The organism is Oceanobacter sp. 1_MG-2023 (assembly GCF_030689025.1).
In the GTDB taxonomy this organism is placed as follows: domain Bacteria; phylum Pseudomonadota; class Gammaproteobacteria; order Pseudomonadales; family Oceanobacteraceae; genus Oceanobacter.
Genome location: NZ_JAUYWA010000030.1, coordinates 1 through 19,538, shown reverse-complemented (window position 1 = coordinate 19,538; position 19,538 = coordinate 1). Strand labels below are relative to the sequence as shown.

General features: G+C 51.2%; 14 protein-coding genes. 9 read left to right on the top strand and 5 right to left on the bottom strand.

Annotation, left to right across the window (positions count from 1 at the left end; all coding sequences use genetic code 11):
* Positions 1-2: 2 nt before the first annotated feature.
* Entirely contained in the window at positions 3-1,148 is a 1,146-nt protein-coding gene (locus Q8W22_RS15130; RefSeq protein WP_303434577.1) for an amino acid ABC transporter permease, read from the top strand.
* 17 nt (positions 1,149-1,165) lie between these two features.
* A complete protein-coding gene (locus Q8W22_RS15125) occupies positions 1,166-1,960 on the top strand; it encodes an amino acid ABC transporter ATP-binding protein (protein WP_303434578.1) in 795 nt (264 codons plus the stop codon).
* A 219-nt stretch (positions 1,961-2,179) separates the two neighbouring features.
* Here Q8W22_RS15125 and Q8W22_RS15120 read toward each other — a convergent pair whose 3' ends face one another.
* Positions 2,180-2,584: an STAS/SEC14 domain-containing protein gene (locus Q8W22_RS15120; RefSeq protein WP_305414101.1), complete on the bottom strand. Its 405-nt coding sequence runs from the start codon at positions 2,582-2,584 to the stop codon at positions 2,180-2,182.
* Positions 2,585-2,903: 319 nt separating this feature from the next.
* Here Q8W22_RS15120 and yghU point away from each other — a divergent pair, with 319 nt between their 5' ends.
* Positions 2,904-3,764: a glutathione-dependent disulfide-bond oxidoreductase gene (gene yghU, locus Q8W22_RS15115; protein WP_303434580.1), complete on the top strand. Its 861-nt coding sequence runs from the start codon at positions 2,904-2,906 to the stop codon at positions 3,762-3,764.
* A gap of 182 nt (positions 3,765-3,946) precedes the next feature.
* Here yghU and Q8W22_RS15110 read toward each other — a convergent pair whose 3' ends face one another.
* The 3 genes from Q8W22_RS15110 to Q8W22_RS15100 form a co-directional block, all read right to left on the bottom strand.
* The gene (locus Q8W22_RS15110; protein WP_305452902.1) at positions 3,947-7,261 is read right to left on the bottom strand and encodes a type I restriction endonuclease subunit R; all 3,315 of its coding nucleotides are present in this window, start codon (positions 7,259-7,261) and stop codon (positions 3,947-3,949) included.
* Positions 7,262-7,606: 345 nt separating this feature from the next.
* Complete coding sequence (locus tag Q8W22_RS15105) at positions 7,607-8,989, bottom strand: restriction endonuclease subunit S (RefSeq protein ID WP_305452901.1); 1,383 nt, start codon at positions 8,987-8,989, stop codon at positions 7,607-7,609.
* Complete coding sequence (locus tag Q8W22_RS15100) at positions 8,979-10,577, bottom strand: class I SAM-dependent DNA methyltransferase (RefSeq protein ID WP_305452900.1); 1,599 nt, start codon at positions 10,575-10,577, stop codon at positions 8,979-8,981. Before Q8W22_RS15100 ends, Q8W22_RS15105 begins: the two co-directional genes overlap by 11 nt.
* On the opposite strand from Q8W22_RS15100, the gene Q8W22_RS15095 reads away from it, so the two are divergent.
* Complete coding sequence (locus tag Q8W22_RS15095; protein WP_305452912.1) at positions 10,498-10,845, top strand: hypothetical protein; 348 nt, start codon at positions 10,498-10,500, stop codon at positions 10,843-10,845. The genes Q8W22_RS15100 and Q8W22_RS15095 overlap by 80 nt on opposite strands.
* A 253-nt stretch (positions 10,846-11,098) precedes the next feature.
* On the opposite strand, the gene Q8W22_RS15090 is transcribed toward Q8W22_RS15095, so the two are convergent.
* Positions 11,099-13,420 (bottom strand): YgiQ family radical SAM protein, encoded by a 2,322-nt coding sequence (locus tag Q8W22_RS15090; protein ID WP_305452899.1) that lies wholly within the window; start codon positions 13,418-13,420, stop codon positions 11,099-11,101.
* Between the two features lie 340 nt (positions 13,421-13,760).
* Here Q8W22_RS15090 and Q8W22_RS15085 point away from each other — a divergent pair, with 340 nt between their 5' ends.
* The 5 genes from Q8W22_RS15085 (at position 13,761) to Q8W22_RS15065 (ending at position 19,181) form a co-directional block, all read left to right on the top strand.
* A complete protein-coding gene (locus Q8W22_RS15085) occupies positions 13,761-14,327 on the top strand; it encodes an ANTAR domain-containing response regulator (protein WP_303434589.1) in 567 nt (188 codons plus the stop codon).
* A 2-nt stretch (positions 14,328-14,329) separates the two neighbouring features.
* Positions 14,330-15,499, top strand: coding sequence for a CmpA/NrtA family ABC transporter substrate-binding protein (locus Q8W22_RS15080; protein WP_305452898.1), 1,170 nt, complete (start codon positions 14,330-14,332; stop codon positions 15,497-15,499).
* A 357-nt stretch (positions 15,500-15,856) separates the two neighbouring features.
* A complete protein-coding gene (locus Q8W22_RS15075; protein ID WP_303434594.1) occupies positions 15,857-17,242 on the top strand; it encodes a CmpA/NrtA family ABC transporter substrate-binding protein in 1,386 nt (461 codons plus the stop codon).
* A gap of 121 nt (positions 17,243-17,363) precedes the next feature.
* Complete coding sequence (locus tag Q8W22_RS15070; RefSeq protein ID WP_303434591.1) at positions 17,364-18,368, top strand: ABC transporter permease; 1,005 nt, start codon at positions 17,364-17,366, stop codon at positions 18,366-18,368.
* Positions 18,369-18,392: 24 nt separating this feature from the next.
* The gene (locus tag Q8W22_RS15065; RefSeq protein WP_303434592.1) at positions 18,393-19,181 is read left to right on the top strand and encodes an ABC transporter ATP-binding protein; all 789 of its coding nucleotides are present in this window, start codon (positions 18,393-18,395) and stop codon (positions 19,179-19,181) included.
* The last annotated feature ends 357 nt before the right edge of the window (positions 19,182-19,538 follow it).

The window sequence follows — 19,538 nt, the reverse complement described above, 5'->3', positions numbered from 1 at the left end:
CCATGAGTCACCCGGTCGTACCCTCTGATACCACAACGCCAACTGGCGGTCGTATCTTTCATCCCAAAGCCGCTGAGCCAGCGCCCGTTACCGTTGTTGGCAAACAAGCCTGGCTCAAGAACAACCTGTTCTCCTCGCCACTGAACAGTGCCATCACTCTGGTTCTGCTGGCATTACTGGGGTCATTTATCCCGGCATTGGCCGACTGGCTGTTTATTTCAGCCCATATCAGTGGCCAGACCCAGGATGCCTGTACTGGCGACGGTGCCTGTTGGGTATTTATCAAGGTCTGGATACAACCGCTGATGTATGGCAACTATCCGGATGCCAGCCTGTGGCGGGTCAATCTCAGCCTGATATTGCTAGGGGCCGTATTATCCTCCCCTTACTGGTTGCCACCGAAACTGCGCAACAAGGTCGATATCATGTTGCTGCTGGCCTTCCCCTTTATGGCCATTATCATTCTTGATGGCCGTTTACTGGGTCTGGAATACGTCAGCACCGCCTACTGGGGTGGTTTTTCTCTCAACCTGTTCCTCGCGTCTGCCAGTATTATTCTGGGGATGCCACTGGGGTTTCTATGGGCTCTGGGACGACGTTCCAATATGCCCATGGCCCGCAGCATCTGTGTGGTACTGATCGAATTTTTCCGTGGCGTACCGGTACTGGCACTGTTCTTTATGGGCTCGGTCATGTTGCCGCTGTTCTTCCCGGAAGGCACCAACGTCGACAAACTGTTGCGGGTCTGGATCGTACTGACGCTGTTTATGGCGGGGTATATGGCCGAAGTGTATCGCGGTGGTTTTCAGGCGATTCCATCCGGACAGTATGAAGCCTCCGCCGCCATTGGCCTGAGCTACTGGCAAACCACCTTGCTGGTGATTTTGCCGCAGGTGATCAAGGTCTCCATGCCGAATATTCTGGCCACCTCGGTCATGCTGTTCAAAAACACCACCTTCCTGATGATCATTGGTATTTTTGAAATTCTCAGTACAGCCCAGAATGCCCTTACCAATTCCAACTGGCTGGGTGGCTTCTCCACCGAAGCGTACCTGTTTGTTGCGGTGATTTACTGGATCTGCTGTTTCAGCATGTCGATGGTCGCCACCCGCATTGAACGCAAACTAGACACCAGCCACAAGTCCTGACTTACGGAAACCAAGCGATGAGTACCAATCTGAACAACAGCAACGTCTCTCAGGGCACAGCGCCGATACAGGCTCCCGGCGATGTCATCACCCTGGCCAGCCTGAACAAGTGGTACGGTGATTTTCATGTTCTCAAGGACATTAATTTCACCGTCAAGAAAGGCGAACGTATCGTTATCTGTGGCCCCTCCGGCTCGGGTAAATCGACCATGATCCGCTGCATCAACCGCCTGGAAGAATTCCAGCGCGGCGCGCTGATCGTCAACGGCATCGAAATGATCGATGACGTCAAAAACATTGAAGCCATTCGTCACGATGTCGGTATGGTGTTCCAGCATTTTAACCTGTTCCCACACCTGACCATTCTGGAAAACCTCACCCTCGGGCCGATCTGGGTGCAAAAAAAGCCCAAGGCCGAAGCAGAAGCCATGGCGATGAACTATCTGGAACGGGTCAAGATTGCAGAACAGGCGCTGAAATACCCAGGCCAACTGTCTGGCGGTCAGCAGCAGCGGGTAGCGATTGCCCGGTCACTGTGTATGGCACCAGAAATCATGCTGTTTGACGAACCCACCTCCGCCCTCGACCCGGAAATGGTCAAGGAAGTGCTCGACGTGATGGTCGAACTGGCGGATGAAGGCATGACCATGCTGTGTGTTACCCATGAAATGGGCTTTGCCAAAAAAGTGGCTGACCGTGTGATCTTTATGGACGGTGGCGAAATCGTTGAAGAAAACACACCGGTTGAGTTTTTCGAACAACCAGAAACCGATCGCTTGCAGCTGTTCCTCAGCCAGGTACTGCAGCACTGATCAAACCCTCGATCGATGGGCTGCATTGCAGCCCATCACGCTGACCAATACCAACGCTGGCTATTCTTTTATTCTTTTATTCTTTTATTCTTTGTATCCTTGGCTTCGGCCCCCCGCCTGATAGCGTCATAGCGCCCTAACCCTAGTGGCCCAGTCGTAACAAAGACAAACCAGACACAGCATACCGACACCACCCTATCGTAGGTTTATTTCGTGGGTTTATTTCCTGGTTGCACCCACCTTGTTATCACAGAGCCAATCCAGCGCATCGATATAATTATCAAAAAAGCGCACTTCCCCTGCAATAAACCAACTGGCAATTCTGGCAATCCACTGCTGCCAGTCGGCATTACCATAAATGGCAATCCGCTCAAATTCGGAGCCATGCTTCAACCCCAGTTTGAGATCATCCCAGGCGGCCTGTAACTCCCAGCCTTCAAATTCGGAACCATCGATCATGATTCTGACCTTGGGATCATTGACTTCCGCCAGCGCCCCATCCAGCAACGGAGTAATGGTTTCATAATCGCGATGCGTCAGGATTCCCTGAGCCTTGAGAGAGATAAAAAACCGCTCATTTTCACGGTTGATTCCAATCGATAACCCATGCTGTTTACGCGTCATTGCAGCCTCCTTGATCAGACAGTCATGAAGAGATAAGTATCAGATTACCCAAGAATAAAACGACCACAAGCAGCTGCATCAAGCCAACTGCAACTCATCGTGCCAGAAAGCACCGTAGTCAAACCCCGCTAACTTCATACACTGTAGGAGACATCTATTTAATCCTGCACGGCTCTGCGCGAGTGTCGCCGACTTGTGACTTGACCCGTCAGGCCTGCAAGTCGGCTCCGTGATTCGAAATCATCCGGTAGCCCAGAGTGAGCACCGGATCAAATGGATGTCCCCTGTACACTTTTACCCTGTCGATGGAGACTGAATCATGAGCGATACGACCTATACGCCTCCCAATGTCTGGACCTGGGAACCTGGCAATGGCGGCAAGTTTGCCAATATAAACCGCCCGGTAGCCGGAGCCACTCACGACAAGGAATTGCCTCGGGGTGAACACCCATTGCAGCTTTACTCCATGGGAACACCTAACGGCATCAAGATCACCGTAATGCTGGAAGAGCTGCTGGCAGCAGGAAAAACCGCCGCAGAATACGACGCCTGGATGATCCAGATTGTTGATGGCGACCAGTTCAGTTCCGGTTTTGTCGGCGTTAATCCGAACTCCAAAATTCCAGCGCTACTGGATTACAGCGTCACACCACCACAACGAGTATTTGAATCCGGCTCCATCCTGATGTACCTGGCCGAAAAGTTTGATGCCTTTATTCCCACCGATGCCGCCGGCCGTACCGAATGCTTTAACTGGTTATTCTGGCAAATGGGCAGTGCCCCCATGCTGGGCGGTGGCTTTGGTCATTTTTACGCCTACGCCCCAGAAAAATTTGAATACCCCATCAACCGCTTCACCATGGAAATCAAACGTCAGCTCGACGTACTCGACCAGCACCTGGCACACAACACCTTTATGTGTGGCGACGAATATACCATCGCCGATATCGCCATCTGGCCCTGGTATGGCGCATTGATTCTCGGACGCCTGTACGATGCCGCCGAATTTATTGAAGCCGAGGGTTACACCCACGTGATGCGCTGGGCCAAAGCCATTGATGCACGCCCGGCGGTTAAACGCGGCCGTATTATCAACCGCAATTTTGGTGAGCCAAACGAACAACTGTTAGAACGTCATAACGCCAGCGATATTGATACCGCTTTGAACGCGGGTAAATAAAAACCCCTCTAACAAACACAAATGGCACTGGTATGGCCACGGACGGCGCTGGTAATATGCGATCCATTCCCCTTTACCCATACAAGGTCAAGGTCAAGGTCAAGGTCAAGAGAACGGTCGTTTCGTCTCCAGGGCCTGCACACCACCCTGGCGCTGAATACAGCTTCCACCCATAACGACAATCAGCCTGTTTTCTCTCGATATTTCTTAAAATTCTCCGCCTGTTCCAGGATCTCTTTGTAAGCATCATCGTTGGCCACCGGTGGATAACCATACCTGGCCAGTAACAAGATCAGCTTCACTTGCAGCTCGGCTTTGATATCTTCCCGCTGGTTCCATGCGGGGAAACTGGCAACACTATCAACCTCTTCCTTGGCATGCTTAGCCAGTTCGATCATCTTGTCTTCGGGGTAAGTGAAGTCATACTTAATCGACAGGGATTTTAAAATGTCGTAAAACGCTTTCTCTTCAAAGTCGATGCCCATATCGGCAAACGAGGTCATTTCGTTTTTCAGGTCATGGTACAGGTCGATAATTTCATTAGAGAAGTCTTCCAGCACGCTGCTGACAAGCACATCATCTTCTTTGCGTTCGTTGTATTTATCCACCAGCGCCTTGAACTTTTTAGAGAAATCGACCCCTTGCATCTTGTTGGTTTTCGAGACTTCGCCAATGGCTTTTTCCAGCAGTTTTTGCAGTAGTTTGATCTTGGTATTCGGCAGTTTGATTTTGTCGATCTTGGCTAGATAATCTTCATCAAAAATATCAATCGCACCATCCCCAGTGGATGCTTCTTCACCCAGTTTAAAGATCTCTTCGACACCATCACTTTTAATTGCTTCGGCGATCATCTCCCGCACTTTGGCGTTCATCTGCGCCGTATCCGGTGCCGTACCTCGGGTTAACTTGTAGATAATAGAGCGGGTCGCCATATAAAAGTGAATATGATCACGCTCAGCTTTACTGATCTGCTCATTACCACAACAGATGTCATAGGCCGCCTTTAAACGCTTGGTAATATCCATAAAGCGCTTTTCGGTTTTGTCTGTTTGCATTGCATATTCAGCAGCCCGGTTGAGGCAGTTTAACTGGCCAACAGGATCACCGCTGAAATAATCTGAACTATCAAAATGATAAAAAGCCTTGTTCAGTAGATCCAGGTGATTACGCACCTCAACAATCGAGGCAGCAATATCTTCAAAATTATCATCACCACTGCCACCAAACTGCTTCAGCGCTTTGTTCATCTGGGTTTTGATGCCGATGTAATCCACCACCAGCCCTTTGCTCTTACCGGAAAACTTACGATTTACCCGAGAAATCGTTTGTATCAGATTATGCTGTGAGACGGGTTTATCGATATACATGGTATCGAGAAATGGCACATCAAAGCCGGTCAGCCACATATCCACCACAATGGCGATTTTAAAGTTAGACTTTGCCTGCTTGAATTGGCGATCCAGCTCTTTACGATTATCTTTAGTGCCGAGCAGATCCCACAACACTTTTTCATCATCTTTATGGCGCGTCATCACCATGCGCACCCGCGCAGAGGCTTTTATCTCCTTGCGCTCTTTATCGCTAAGTGATTCACCCTTGGCGCATTCCAGCACCTCAAACCATTCCGGACGTAAACGTTGTAACTCCTGATACAGCTGATACGCAATCTGGCGAGAACTACTGACAAACATCGCCTTGCCAGCCACGGTAGAGCCTTCAGCAACACGATCTTCATAGTGCGCGACAAAGTCTTTAGCTAACGTGCGAATACGGTCAGGATCACCCAGAATCGCCCCCATGCTGGCCATCGCTTTTTTGCTGTCGTCTATCTGGTAATCACTCGCGCCATCGTCGGCACATTGCTGATAGTAGGCTTCGATCTCTTTCAGCTTGCTGTTATCCAGAATCACTTTTGCCGCCCGGCCTTCGTACACAATGCGCACGGTAATCTCATCCTTGACGGACTCGTTCATGGTGTAGCTATCCACCACCGTACCAAACACATCCAGAGTGGCATCAATAGGCGTACCGGTAAAACCCACATAGGTGGCGTTCGGCAGAGAGTCATGCAGATACTTGGCAAAGCCGTAGGTTTTCTTAACCCCTCGGTTTTTGCCTTCGGTCACCACCGATATTTTTTGATCAAGGTTCACCTGACTACGGTGAGCCTCATCGGAAATGCAGATCACATTACAGCGATCCGTTAACAGCGCGACATCTTCAGTAAACTTATGAATCGTGGTTAAAAACACACCGCCACTCTGGCGGCCCTGCAATTTGTCGCGCAGGTCAGCACGGGAGGTCACGGTTTCAACAATCTGATCGCCAATATAGGTTTTGGCATTGGTAAACTGCCTGGACAGCTGATCATCTAAATCGGTACGGTCGGTAATCAACACAACCGTGGGGCTGGCAAAGTCCACACTCTTCATCAACAGGCGTACCAAAAACTGCATGGTAAAGCTTTTGCCGCAACCGGTAGCGCCAAAATAGGTGCCGCCTTTTCCGTCTCTTAAAGGGTCATCGTCGATAATCTCACCCGCACTGTCAGGCCGTTTCTGATGCGCTTTAATGCTTTGGTAGAGTTTAGTGGCCGCATAATACTGCGGATAACGACAAACGACCTTGACCTCTTGATGGCTCTTATCAGGGAAATAGATAAAGTGCCGAATCACCTCACGTAAACGCCGATGATCAAACAACCCTTGCAGCATACTGGTGAGTGAATCGATGCCCTCTTTATCGACCGCCTCATTGCCGTTGACTTTGCGCCAGCCATAATAAAACTCATAGGAGGCAAACAGGTTGCCCATCTTGTTATTCACCCCATCACTAATGACACAGAGGGCGTTGTAAACAAATAACTGAGGAATATCACGGCGGTAACGGGTGCAGATTTGCACGTAAGCATCGTGAATGGTGGCCTCTTCACGAATAGCACTTTTAAACTCAAACAATACCAGCGGCAAACCATTGATATACAAAATACCATCGGGAATACGCAGCTCTCCGCCACTGGCAGAAGCCACCCCTTCAATCTCTAACTGGTTAACGATTTTAAAAAGGTTATTCGTGTGCCGCTGAGCCTGATAGCCTTCGCCTTCTTCGGCAACAAGGGATAGCTGGTCGACCTCATCCACTGTTGGCACACGTATCGCCGCAAGATCGCTGTAATCGATCAGCTGTATGTAAATGTCTTTATCATTAGGGTCTTCGCGCTTGAGTAAAAAACCATCACTCAACCACTTACAGAAGGTTTTGTTACTCTCATACAGATCACTCGCCGATAGCAATTCAAGCTGGCGGATAATGCCGTCGATCTCATGATCAGTGATACCCTCACTGGCATATTGCTGACTTAAAAAAGCGCGCAGATCCGGTTTGATCAATACCTCAGTGGTTCCCCGCGAAAGCTCACTGCCCAATACATGGGGATAACCCTGCTCCCCCAGTAGTTGGATAATGGCACTTTCTAATTGGGCTTCGGTAAATTTCACGGCACGACATCCTGTTGTGTTTTGTCAGCGTTGCAGTCTTAGCGGTTACTTCAACCTGACGGGGTAATATTCGTTAAAGCTTACAAACTTCTCTATACCATAAGTAAAATCTATCACAGTAAAGCGATAACGTCGTTCGCTCGTGCGAATAGAGTCAGTCCGCTCCACCTCTCGCCTGCCTTCGCGGGCAACTGTCCGGAATCATTGAACCACTACACCTCGGATCTGTAAGTAATGGGTGACACAGAACTATGAACACCCTCGTTTTATCTTCAAGCTTCAGTTGCAGACGTACACGGCCATCTTCGCTGCTGAACAGCGCCATGGGTAAACGGGTTTGCGTCATCAACTCACCTCATCCATCAGTGGGTTGGTTTCGCTATCGAGCAGAGAGTCAGGCAGACGCAGTTCGCCGGAGATCAGTTTAGGGAGAAGAGTGTCGCGGAGTTTGGTTAAAGTCTTAGTTTCATTATTATTTAACGTTATGTTATGTCTAATTGAATCCAGAAAATCAGAAAGAAACTTCAATAATTCTGCAGTCGCTACAGGGAACAACAAACGATATACATTGTTTCTATTCAAACCAGGGACGGCAGCGTCTGTATTCATATCTTGAAGCCCCAGTACTTGCAACATCATGAAGCAAAAACTCAAACTATAATCATCTATTGGTTTAACAAAAAAAACCGTATCAATTGGATAAAAAGGGCCGCTCTCCCAATAAATAGAACCAACCGTTCCTTTTCTTCCTATAACGATTCCTGGACCATCCACGATTGAGCTATTGTGATAACCATTGATACCTCCCGAACCATAAACAGGAACATTCCCATCGACTCGATCAGTCTTTTTTAAAGCTTTCCCGTATGCTAACTCCAATATTCCATCTACCCTTTTCACCTCCCACCCCTTCGGCACCCAGCCCAATTCTTCTGTTTCTTCAAACTCACTGGGGAATAACTGGCGCACATCATCGGGCAAGGGTTGGTGATCCGGTTTGGCGAGTTGTTGCTGGCGGCGCTGGGCGCGTGCTTGCAGTTCCTCGGGGATAGGCTTACCCGCGGCTAAGGCGTTGTCGATCACGGGGTCGAAATCCACAAACCAACTTTTAAACAGGGCTTGTGCCATCTGCTCCAGGGTTTTATTGGTTTCGCGGTTGAGTTCGATTTTGTTGTTAATTAAGTTCCAGCTATCCGCTATAAAGTTTATCTCTCTTTTTTCAGGAACTAATACCGGCACATCACGAAGAATAGATGTGTTTAAGTTCGGCATTGTCGCACCTATAGCATTTCTTGAAATCCACTCCCTAATCGCCGGAGATGATAGGTATGCATGTAAAAACTCGGGGGTGATTCTAGACCTTTCACCAAGCCGGACTCTTAAACATCCAGTACCGCATAACCAACCAGATTCCTCCTGTTTCACTAGAGCGCACTTTTCTACATCTCCACGACGGCTATATATAACATCCCCATCTAGAAGTAAGTATTTTGAGAGCCTTTGGGCATCTTCAGTAGTGATCCTAGCAATATCAGTTTCTACAATACCCTCAATTGATATATTTTTGGGCATAACCGAAGGAATACCTTCATTCACATAATCAGAGGCGTGTAACTGACTACCGAAAGGCCCTGTCTGAACCGACCCACCAGTAGAATCAAGCAGTTCACCTAGTGTCGTTAACCTCCACTCCTCAGGATAATTAGACAGCCCAAAATCACTCCCCATAACCCAATACCTCTAAGTTCTGACGAATGGTTTTATCCAGCGCTTCGGCTTCTTTCATCTGGCCATAGAGAGTTTGGCTAAGTTCGCGCATTTTATCTTCAAAGGGGATGCCGTCATCTTCGATATCCGCCGCGCCCACATAGCGACCGGGGGTGAGTACATAATCGTTCTTTTGAATATCCGCTAAGCTGGCCGCTTTGCAGTAACCGGCCACATCTTCATAGTGCGCTAGCGTGCCGCTGCCATCTTGCGTTTCACCACGCCATGCGTGGTAAGTTCCGGCGATTTTGGCTAGGTCATCGGGGGTCAGCTCCTTATGAATACGGCTGGCCATGGTGCCCATCTGGCGGGCATCGATAAACAGGGTTTCCCCTTGGCGGTGACGATAGCCGTGGGTTTTATCTTCACCTTTGTTTTTGGTAAGGAACCATAAACACACGGGAATCTGGGTGGTGTAGAACAGCTGCCCCGGTAGCGCGATCATGCAATCCACATGGTCGTTGTCGATAATCTCTTGGCGAATGGTGCCTTCGCCACTGGTGTTAGAGCTCATGGAGCCATTGGCCAAGACAAAACCGGCGGTGCCGCTTTCGCTGAGTTTACTGAGAATATGCAGTATCCACGCATAGTTGGCATTACCGGTGGGCGGTACGGTATAGCTGGCCCAGCGCGGGTCATCCACCAACTCATTGTCGGCGCGCCACTGTTTTTGGTTAAACGGCGGGTTGGCCATAATGTAATCGGCTTTAAGATCAGGGTGCTGATCTTTAAAGAAGGTATCCCCTGCAACATCCCCCAGGTTGCCGTTAATCCCCCGAATGGCGAGGTTCATTTTGGCGAGCTTATAGGTGGCGCTGGTGTATTCCTGACCGTAGATCGAGACCTCTTTTTGGTTGCCGTTATGGCTGTTTACAAACTTGACCGATTGCACAAACATGCCGCCCGAGCCGCAGCAAGGGTCGTAGATTTTACCTTTGTAGGGTTCCAGCATTTCGGCCAGCAGGGCCACTACCGATTTGGGCGTATAGAACTCGCCCCCGCCTTTACCTTCACTGGCGGCAAATTTACCGAGGAAGTATTCATACACCCGGCCGACCAGATCGTCTTCGCTCATCTCGCATTCGTTGGCCAGCGTATCAATATTGTTAATGGTATCGAGCAACGCCGCCAGCTTGCTGCTTTCTAACCCTAAACGTGAGAAGTAGTTATCCGGCAAGGCTCCCGCCAGGGATTGGTTGGTTTTCTCGATGGTGTGCAGCGCGGTATCGATTTTAAGGGCGATATCATCCTGCTTGCTGTGTTTGATCAACGTTGCCCAACGTGCCTCTTCACTGAGGTAGAACACATTGCTCTGGGCATAAAACGGCACCATATCAATAAACTGTTCTTTGCCATCGTCGATTAGTGCCTGGCGATGGGCTTCAAACTTGTCACTGATAAATTTAAGAAAGATCAAACTCAATACGATGTGTTTGTATTCAGATGACTCGACGCTGCCACGTAGTTTATTGGCGCTGTCCCAAAGGGATTCTTCAAAGGAGGTGTTTTGTTTTTTTGATGATTTAGATTTTGCGGGTGCTTTAGCCATTGCAGAAACGATTCCATGGTATCAATGCCTTACCCATCCCGGGTATTACTGTGTGGGCAAGGTCGGACTTATGGCTCTGATTCTGGCAGAAACTGGCGCCTCTGTCGCCCTCGTTTATTGCACACTTCAGCACTCCAATGCTGTGAAGTTCCATGCGTCCGAGGTATTCATTTTATTATTGAATTTCAACATCAAGCTCGCAAAAACTGGCCCGTCAGGCCGTTCAGCAGCGCTTGTTATTTCATTTTTCAAACCCCGTAATAAATAAAATCATATTGGCTCATGTGCATCGTGATGGGGTTTATTTTGCTGTGGTATTTCTTTAACTGCGCGTTGAGCAGTTTCTCTTATTACTTTGGATTGCGAACTTCAGATTTTTTGGCTACCCGAATCGTAGGGACGCCCTCCATGGCTGCCCCAATATCTACTCCAATACCCGCTCCAATACCCAATCTAACAAACACAAACGGCACTGGTATGGCCACGGACGGCGCTGTTCCCTACCGTTCTGTCGCCATCGGTTATTTCAGTTTACGCACGCGTTTGGCAAATGGTGCCTTGCCTGCGCTGCCTTTTCCTGCGCCAGCGGCCTTGCCACTGACCACGCCTTTGGCTTTTTTCGCTGCGGCGCCTTGAGAACGGGCTTTGTTATTGCCGCTGTCGGCTTTTTGCGCAACCGGTGCTTTGGTGGCCTTGCCTTGCACACCACGTCCTTTGGCGTGGTAGCCAGGACGCTGGCGGCTACCGGAGGGAGCATCTTCGGCGGGGATCAAGGCATCCGGGCCTTTACCAATCAGGTCATGGCGTCCCATACGTTTGAGTTCTTCACGCAGCATCGGCCAGTTTCGTTCGTCGTGGTAACGCAAGAAGGCTTTTTGCAAACGACGCTGTTCAATGTCGCGGGGAATGGTCATTTTGGCGGTTTTGTAGCTCATCCGTTGCAACGGGTTACGTTCGGAGTGGTACATGGCCGTGGCCAGTGACATCGGTGATGGATAAAAAGTCTGCACCTGATCAACACGCATTTTCTGGCTTTTAAGCCAGCGCGCCAGGTTCATCATGTCTGAGTTTTCGGTGCCTGGATGGGCGGCAATAAAATACGGCACCAGATATTGCTCTTTACCGGCTTCTTTCGAGAACTTGTCGAACATGCGTTTGAAGTTGTCGTAGGTGCCCATCCCCGGTTTCATCATTTTGGTGAGGACGTTTTTTTCCGTATGTTCCGGGGCAATTTTTAACAAGCCACCCACGTGGTGGGTCACCAGTTCACGTACATATTCCGGGTCTTCTACCGCCAGGTCGTAACGCAAGCCAGAGGCAATGGCGATACGTTTGACGCCGGGCAAGGCCCGCGCAGCACGATACAACTCGGTGGTCGGTTTATGGCTGGTTTTGAGGTTTTTACAAATACCGGGATACACACACGACAGCCGACGACAGTTTTTCAGGATCGTCTCGCTTTTGCAGTTGAGCATATACATGTTGGCGGTTGGGCCGCCCAGGTCGGAGATGGTGCCTGTGAACCCTGGTACCTTGTCACGGATTTCTTCAATCTCGTGAATAATGCTTTCCTGCGACCGACTCTGAATAATGCGGCCTTCGTGTTCGGTAATCGAGCAGAAGGTACAGCCGCCAAAACAGCCACGCATGATGTTCACCGAAAACCGGATCATATCGTAAGCCGGAATGCGGGCATCACCATACGCCGGATGTGGAATGCGCTGGTACGGCAATGCAAAGACGGCGTCCATTTCGTCGGTTTCCAGCGGAATGGGCGGTGGGTTGACCCACACTTCCTGGGTACCGTGTTTTTGCATCAGCGGGTGCGCGTTATAGGGGTTGGATTCCTGGTGTAACACCCGTGAGGCATGGGCATACAGGGCGCTGTCGTTGCGTACCTTGTCGAATGAGGGCAAACGAATATAGGTGCGACTGTTGTCGTGTTCGACCTTGCGCTGCAATGGCATCGGAACAATTTTGACCGGCATGATATCGGTGTCGGCGTCAGCCCCTGCTTCCAGCGCTTGCTGGTCGGAAGCACAGCTGTCGCTGTTGGCTTCTTTCATTTCATAGGGGTTGGCAATAACGTCGATTTTCCCCGGCCAGTCGATGCGGGTTGAGTCGATTTCAGTCCAGCCTTGTGGCGCGGCATCACGCAAAATGGCGGTACCACGCAGGTCGATAATATCCTTGATATCGCGCCCTTCGGCCAGTTTGTGGGTTAGATCCACCAATGCCCGTTCAGCGTTGCCGTACAGCAGGATATCCGCTCCGGAATCGATCAATACCGACCGCCGTACCTGATCGCTCCAGTAATCGTACTGGGCAATCCGGCGCAGGCTGGCTTCGATTCCGCCAATCACAATCGGAATATCCTTGTACACTTCACGGATTTTTTGCGAATAGACAATTACGGCCCGATCCGGACGCTTGCCCGGTTCACCGCCGGGCGTGTAAGCGTCTTCCGAACGTACCTTGAGATCCGCTGTGTAGCGGTTGATCATCGAGTCCATATTGCCCGCTGATACCCCAAAGTAGAAATTGGGTTGGCCAAGGCAGGTAAAGGCATCGGGATCGTTCCAGTCTGGCTGACAAATCAGGCCGACGCGGAAGCCCTGGCTCTCCAGCAGCCGTCCGATGACGGCCATCCCGAAACTGGGATGATCGACATAGGCATCACCACACACCACAATAATGTCGCAACTGTCCCAGCCCAGCTGATCCATTTCCTCTCGCGTCGTTGGCAAAAACGGTGCGGTGCCGAAACACTCGGCCCAATAGGGAAAATGCGAAAACAGGTGTGGCACCTCGGTCGTGACCGGCTGCTGGTTGGACTGCGACATAAAATTCAAGCTCTTGTATACACGGACTGGCGGACGCCAAAGATTGGCTATTCTCCCAAAATTCGGCCCAAGACTGAAGAATAACCCAGTCAAATAGTCGGAAATTGGCGGTAATATCCCTATTAATTAACACCTGACCGCCTCAGCCGTGCAAAAGACCAGTATCTGATCACAAAAGCGTCATTGGCCGCTGCGTCCATAACAACAACAGGGAATCCCTGCACGCTTCTGTTATTCCAGCAAAAACTGCTAACATCCTTATTAACTTATCGAGATACAGCCCAACATAATGGCCCACCGTGAATCCCGAGCAAAACAGGGGAGCCCTCCGCCCCGAATCATGGTTGTTGATGACCAGGCCCCTCGGGCTGCCATCCTGCAACAGGCACTGTCGGATGCCGGTTGTGAAGTCGTTGCCTGCCTCGCCAGTGCCCAGGGCCTGATGAAAAAGGTGATGGAACACCAGCCAGACGTCATTATTATCGACATCGAAAGCCCGGATCGGGACATGCTGGAGCATATGACCGTGCTGAATCAGCACAACCCCAAGCCGGTGATCATGTTTTCTGATGAAGACGACCCCGCCACTATTGAAAAAGCCGTACGGGCCGGAGTCAGTGCTTACGTTGTCGATGGTCTCAACCCCGCTCGCGTCAAGTCCATTATGGATGTGGCCGTCGCCCGCTTTCGGGAATTCCAGGCTTTGCGTGGCGAGCTGGAAAAAACCAAAAACCAGTTGGCCGACCGACGTCTGCTGGACGAAGCCAAAGCCTTGCTGATGAAGCAAAAAAACATGTCGGAAGAAGAGGCGTATCACGCCATGCGCAAAATGGCCATGGATCGCGGCCAACGTATGGTGGATGTCGCCAAAAACATTATTTCGGTAATGAACCTGCTGAACGGTTGACTATGACAGACTCTGATCCACTGGAAAAATCCAGCCTGATACTGGGCTACATGCCACTGAGCGACAGCCTGCCCCTACTGGTAGCCGATGCCCAGGGTTACTTTGCCGCAGAAGGCCTCAACGTCGAGCTGCAACAGGAAGTCTCCTGGGCCAATATTCGTGACAAGGTACTGGTCGGCCATCTCGATGGTGCACAAATGCTGGCCCCGATGTTACTGGCGACCCATTTGGGTCTGGGTGGCCTGAAAAAAGCCATGATGGCTCCCTTTGCCTTTGGCCTGAACGGTAACGCCTTTACGATCTCACGATCGTTAGGCCAACAGCTGGAAGAGCAGGCCTCCGGGCAATCTCCTTCAGGGGATGCTATCGCCTCAGGCAAAGCACTCAAAAAGCTGGTTCAGAGCCGCCGTTCCCGGGGTGAGTCGCCGCTGATTTTTGCCACCGTTTATCCCTACTCCATTCACAACCTGTTGCTACGGGACTGGCTGGCCGCATCGGGCGTGGACCCGGATCAGGATGTGATTCTGGTGGTACTGCCGCCATCACAAATGGTTGATCATTTATCGCTGTCTCATATCGATGGGTTTTGTGCCGGTGCCCCCTGGAACTCAGTAGCGATCCAGCAAGAAGTTGGCGAATGCTTGCTGACTGGCCCGGACTTGTGGCACAGCGCCCCCGACAAGGTACTGGGACTGACCCAGGAGTGGGCCAATACTCACCCCAACACCACCCAGGCCCTGATCCGGGCACTGGACAAGGCCACTCTCTGGCTGGACGATCACCGCGAAGCCGCAGGAGCCTTATTGGCCGATGCGATTCAGATTCCGGTTGCGGCGGCTTTGCCAGCACTGGTAGGCGAGTTTGTTTACCGCCCCGGAGAATCCCAGCAGCAGCAGCCGGATATGCTGGTGTTCCACCGCTCATTGGCCAACTATCCCTGGCAAGAGCATGGCGTCTGGTTCCTGCAACAAATGCAGCGCTGGGGCTGGGTCAGTTCCGCCCTGGACTGCGAAGAAACTATCCGCGAGTGCTACCGTAGCGACCTGTACCAGCAAGCATTACAGCGGCCTGCACTCGTGGCAGAAGGTACCCGGCTGGCGCTGGATCATCGCGATCCGTGGCAGCTGGATGGTGTGGCCATGGCACCAACGGCGTTTAGTTATCATCGTTAATCCTGTCACCAGAAACCAGAAAACACCGTCAGAAAACGCCCAAAACCGGGCTAACCCGGCCCGTTATTGCACCAGTCTTGTGCCGATTGATCAGGCGATGAGGAATTACCACTTGTTGGCCCAGCCTTGAGGTATTCACAAAAATACCACCCAAGGCCCGCTGTATGGGCGTGACAGCGGTTTTTGTTTCTTTTTCCGGGTGATGCTCAGGTTTTGGCACATCGTTTGAATATCAGTCCTTATACAAGTCCAATGGCGGACTGCATTTAAAACACAGAATTCAAGCAAAGGCGCTACAACGTTTACACGTTGTGGCGCTTTTTTTTGCTTCAAAACCTGCTTCAGAGAGGAAATATGATGCGAGTAATTACTCCATTACGCCGAACATTACTGACCAGTGCTGCCATTCTGGCAACCGGACTGGCGACGCTGGCGGCACCTGCTGCGCTGGCAAAGCAGTACCCCGAGAAAGAAGAGCTCACGTTCGGCTTTATCAAACTGACGGACATGGCGCCTCTGGCCATTGCTTATGAAAAAGGCTACTTCGAAGACGAAGGCCTGTACGTCACACTGGAAGCCCAGGCGAACTGGAAAGTGCTACTGGATCGTGTGATCGACGGCCAGCTGGACGGTGCTCACATGCTTGCAGGCCAGCCGTTGGGCGCCACCATCGGTTTTGGTACCAAGGCCGATATTATCACCGCCTTCAGCATGGACCTGAACGGCAACGCCATCACCGTCTCCAACGACATCTGGCAACAAATGAAGCCTTATGTCCCCATGGGAGCCGATGGCAAACCGATCCATCCAATCAAGGCCGATGCCCTGAAGCCGGTCGTTGACAAGTACAAGGCAGCAGGCAAGCCCTTCAATATGGGCATGGTATTCCCGGTATCGACCCATAACTATGAGCTGCGTTACTGGCTCGCAGCCGGTGGCATTCACCCCGGCTACTACGCCCCCGCCAAAGGCGATACCTCGGGCAAACTCAATGCCGATGCCTTGCTGTCGGTTACGCCACCACCACAGATGCCCTCCACCATGGAAGCCGGTACCATTTACGGTTACTGCGTGGGCGAACCCTGGAACCAGCAAGCCGTGTTCAAAGGCATTGGCGTACCGGTGATTACCGACTATGAAATCTGGAAAAACAACCCGGAAAAAGTCTTTGGTGTAAGCCAGCAATGGGCCGATAAATACCCGATCACCCACAAGGCCGTGGTCAAGGCACTGATTCGTGCCGCTGCCTGGCTCGATGCCGACAACAACGCCAACCGTCCGGAAGCCGTTAAAATTCTCTCCCAATCCAACTATGTGGGGGCTGATTACGACGTGATCGCCAACTCCATGACCGGCACCTTTGAATACGAAAAAGGCGACACCCGGGACGTACCGGATTTCAACGTTTTCTTTCGTTATAACGCAACCTACCCTTATTACTCCGATGCGATCTGGTATCTGACCCAAATGCGCCGCTGGGGACAAATTGCCGATGCCCAACCGGATAGCTGGTACATGGATATTGCCAAAAAAGTCTACCGTCCAGACATCTATGCCGATGCAGCCAAAGCCCTGATCAAGGAAGGCAAGCTGGATGCTGTGGATTTCCCGGACTTCACGACCGAAGACGGTTTCAAAGCCCCGCAGACCCAGTTTATCGACGGCGTAACCTATGACGGTAAAGCCCCCAACGCCTACCTGAAAAAATTCAAAATTGGTCTGCAAGGCAACGACAAAATCTAACATTCGATAGATTTATCAGACCCCGTATCGACCCATACCAACAACAACGGTCGATGCGGCATACACGGCGGGGCGATGCCCCGAACGTCAGCAACCACCGTGCGACCCGGAGATATACAACATGAATATGGCACTGTCGAAATTGCCGTGGCTTGAGCCTATAGTGAAAATCCTGCAAGGCGACAACATTGGTCTGAATTTCCAGATCATCGCCAAAGCCATTGGTGTGCCGCTGGCCGGTATCCTGGTGTTCCTGATGATCTGGCACGGAGCCGCCAGTAATATCGAAACCTCGTTGGGTAATTTCCCCGGCCCTGCGGATGTGTACGAACAGAGCAAGGGCCTGATCAGCGAACACATTGCCGAGCGCGAAAAGGCAGAGGCCTTTTATGAACGCCAACAGCTGCGCAATGATGCCCGCGTGGCCGAAGACCCCGATTATGTGCCAAAGATTCGGGATTACACCGGCAAAGCCACGTATTTTGATCAGATCCTGACCAGCCTGATAACCGTCATGACGGGCTTTATTCTGGCCTCGCTGATCGCTATTCCACTGGGAATCCTGACAGGCCTGAGCGCCACGCTGAACGACGCGTTTAATCCGATTATCCAGATATTCAAACCCGTATCCCCACTGGCCTGGTTGCCACTGGTGACCATGGTGGTCAGCGCCGTATACGTCTCGGATGACCCGGCGGTGCCCAAGTCGTTTGTGAACTCCATGATCACGGTCATGCTTTGCTCGCTCTGGCCTACCTTGCTCAACACATCCGTGGGCGTTGCGTCCATTTCACAGGACTTGCAAAACGTCAGTCAGGTGTTGCGCCTGAACTTCATCACGCATGTCACCAAAATCGTCCTGCCCTCTGCCATTCCCATGATTTTCACCGGCTTGCGACTGTCATTAGGGATTGCCTGGATGGTACTGATTGCTGCCGAAATGCTGGCCCAGAACCCCGGGCTGGGCAAGTTTGTCTGGGATGAATTCCAGAACGGCTCATCCGACTCCCTTGGCCGCATCATGGTAGCGGTAATCACCATTGGCCTGATCGGTTTTGCCCTCGACCGTCTGATGCTCAGCCTGCAAAAAGCAGTGTCCTGGGACAAATCAGCCAACGTACGTTAAGCCATTAACACCGGAGAATTTATTATGAGCGTGATCCTCGACATCAGCCGCGTTGGCATCGAATTTCCAACCCCTAATGGCGCCTTCCGCGCTTTGCGCGACGTTGACCTGAAAATCAGACAGGGCGAATACATTTCCCTGATTGGGCACTCGGGCTGTGGCAAGTCCACGGTGCTGAATATCGTTGCTGGCTTGCTGCAAGCAACCGAAGGCGGCGTCATGCTCCACGGCCGTGAGGTCAACGAACCGGGGCCGGAACGGGCGGTTGTATTCCAGAACCATTCGCTGCTGCCCTGGCTAACGGCCTATCAAAACGTTGAGCTGGCGGTCAAAACCGTCTTCCAGGGCAAAAAATCCAAAGCCGAGATGCGCGCCTGGATTGAGCACAATCTGGAGCTGGTACATATGACTCACGCCATGCACAAGCGCCCGGACGAAATTTCTGGCGGCATGAAACAGCGGGTCGGTATTGCCCGGGCACTGGCAATGGAACCCGACATTTTGCTGATGGATGAGCCGTTCGGGGCGCTGGACGCCCTCACCCGTGCCCATTTGCAAGACTCGCTGATGGACATCCAGAAAGAGCTGAACAACACCGTTATCATGATTACTCACGATGTCGATGAAGCTGTTTTGCTGTCGGATCGTATCGTGATGATGACCAACGGCCCGGCGGCGACCATTGGCGAAATTCTCGACATTGATCTGGAGCGGCCACGTAACCGCCTGGAACTGGCCGACGACCCTCGCTATAACCACCTGCGCCATCAAGTGCTGCGGTTTCTTTATGAAAAACACAAAAAAGTCGCCTGATCCGTCCTGATACACCTCCCCTCCGTCTTGCCCCAATCGTCACAGCAGCCACCGTTCTGATACTTTTATGTCAGAACGGTGGCCTGAAATCATGTCGTAATTCCTACAAACTCATCCTTTTGTCTTACAAAAAACAACAATAAACGTTTGTTCTGACGACTTTATCCGTTCAAAACAGCGCCATTAAAGGTTTTTCACTCTGGTATGTAATTTGCCGTTATATAAACATATATATAACGAAGCCATGGCTCAGATAATATTCACGAGCCAGGCAACTACTAGGGGACATCTATTTAATCCTGCACGGCTCTGCGCGAGTGTTGCCGTTGTTCAGAGCAAGGCGACGAATGCAGCGAA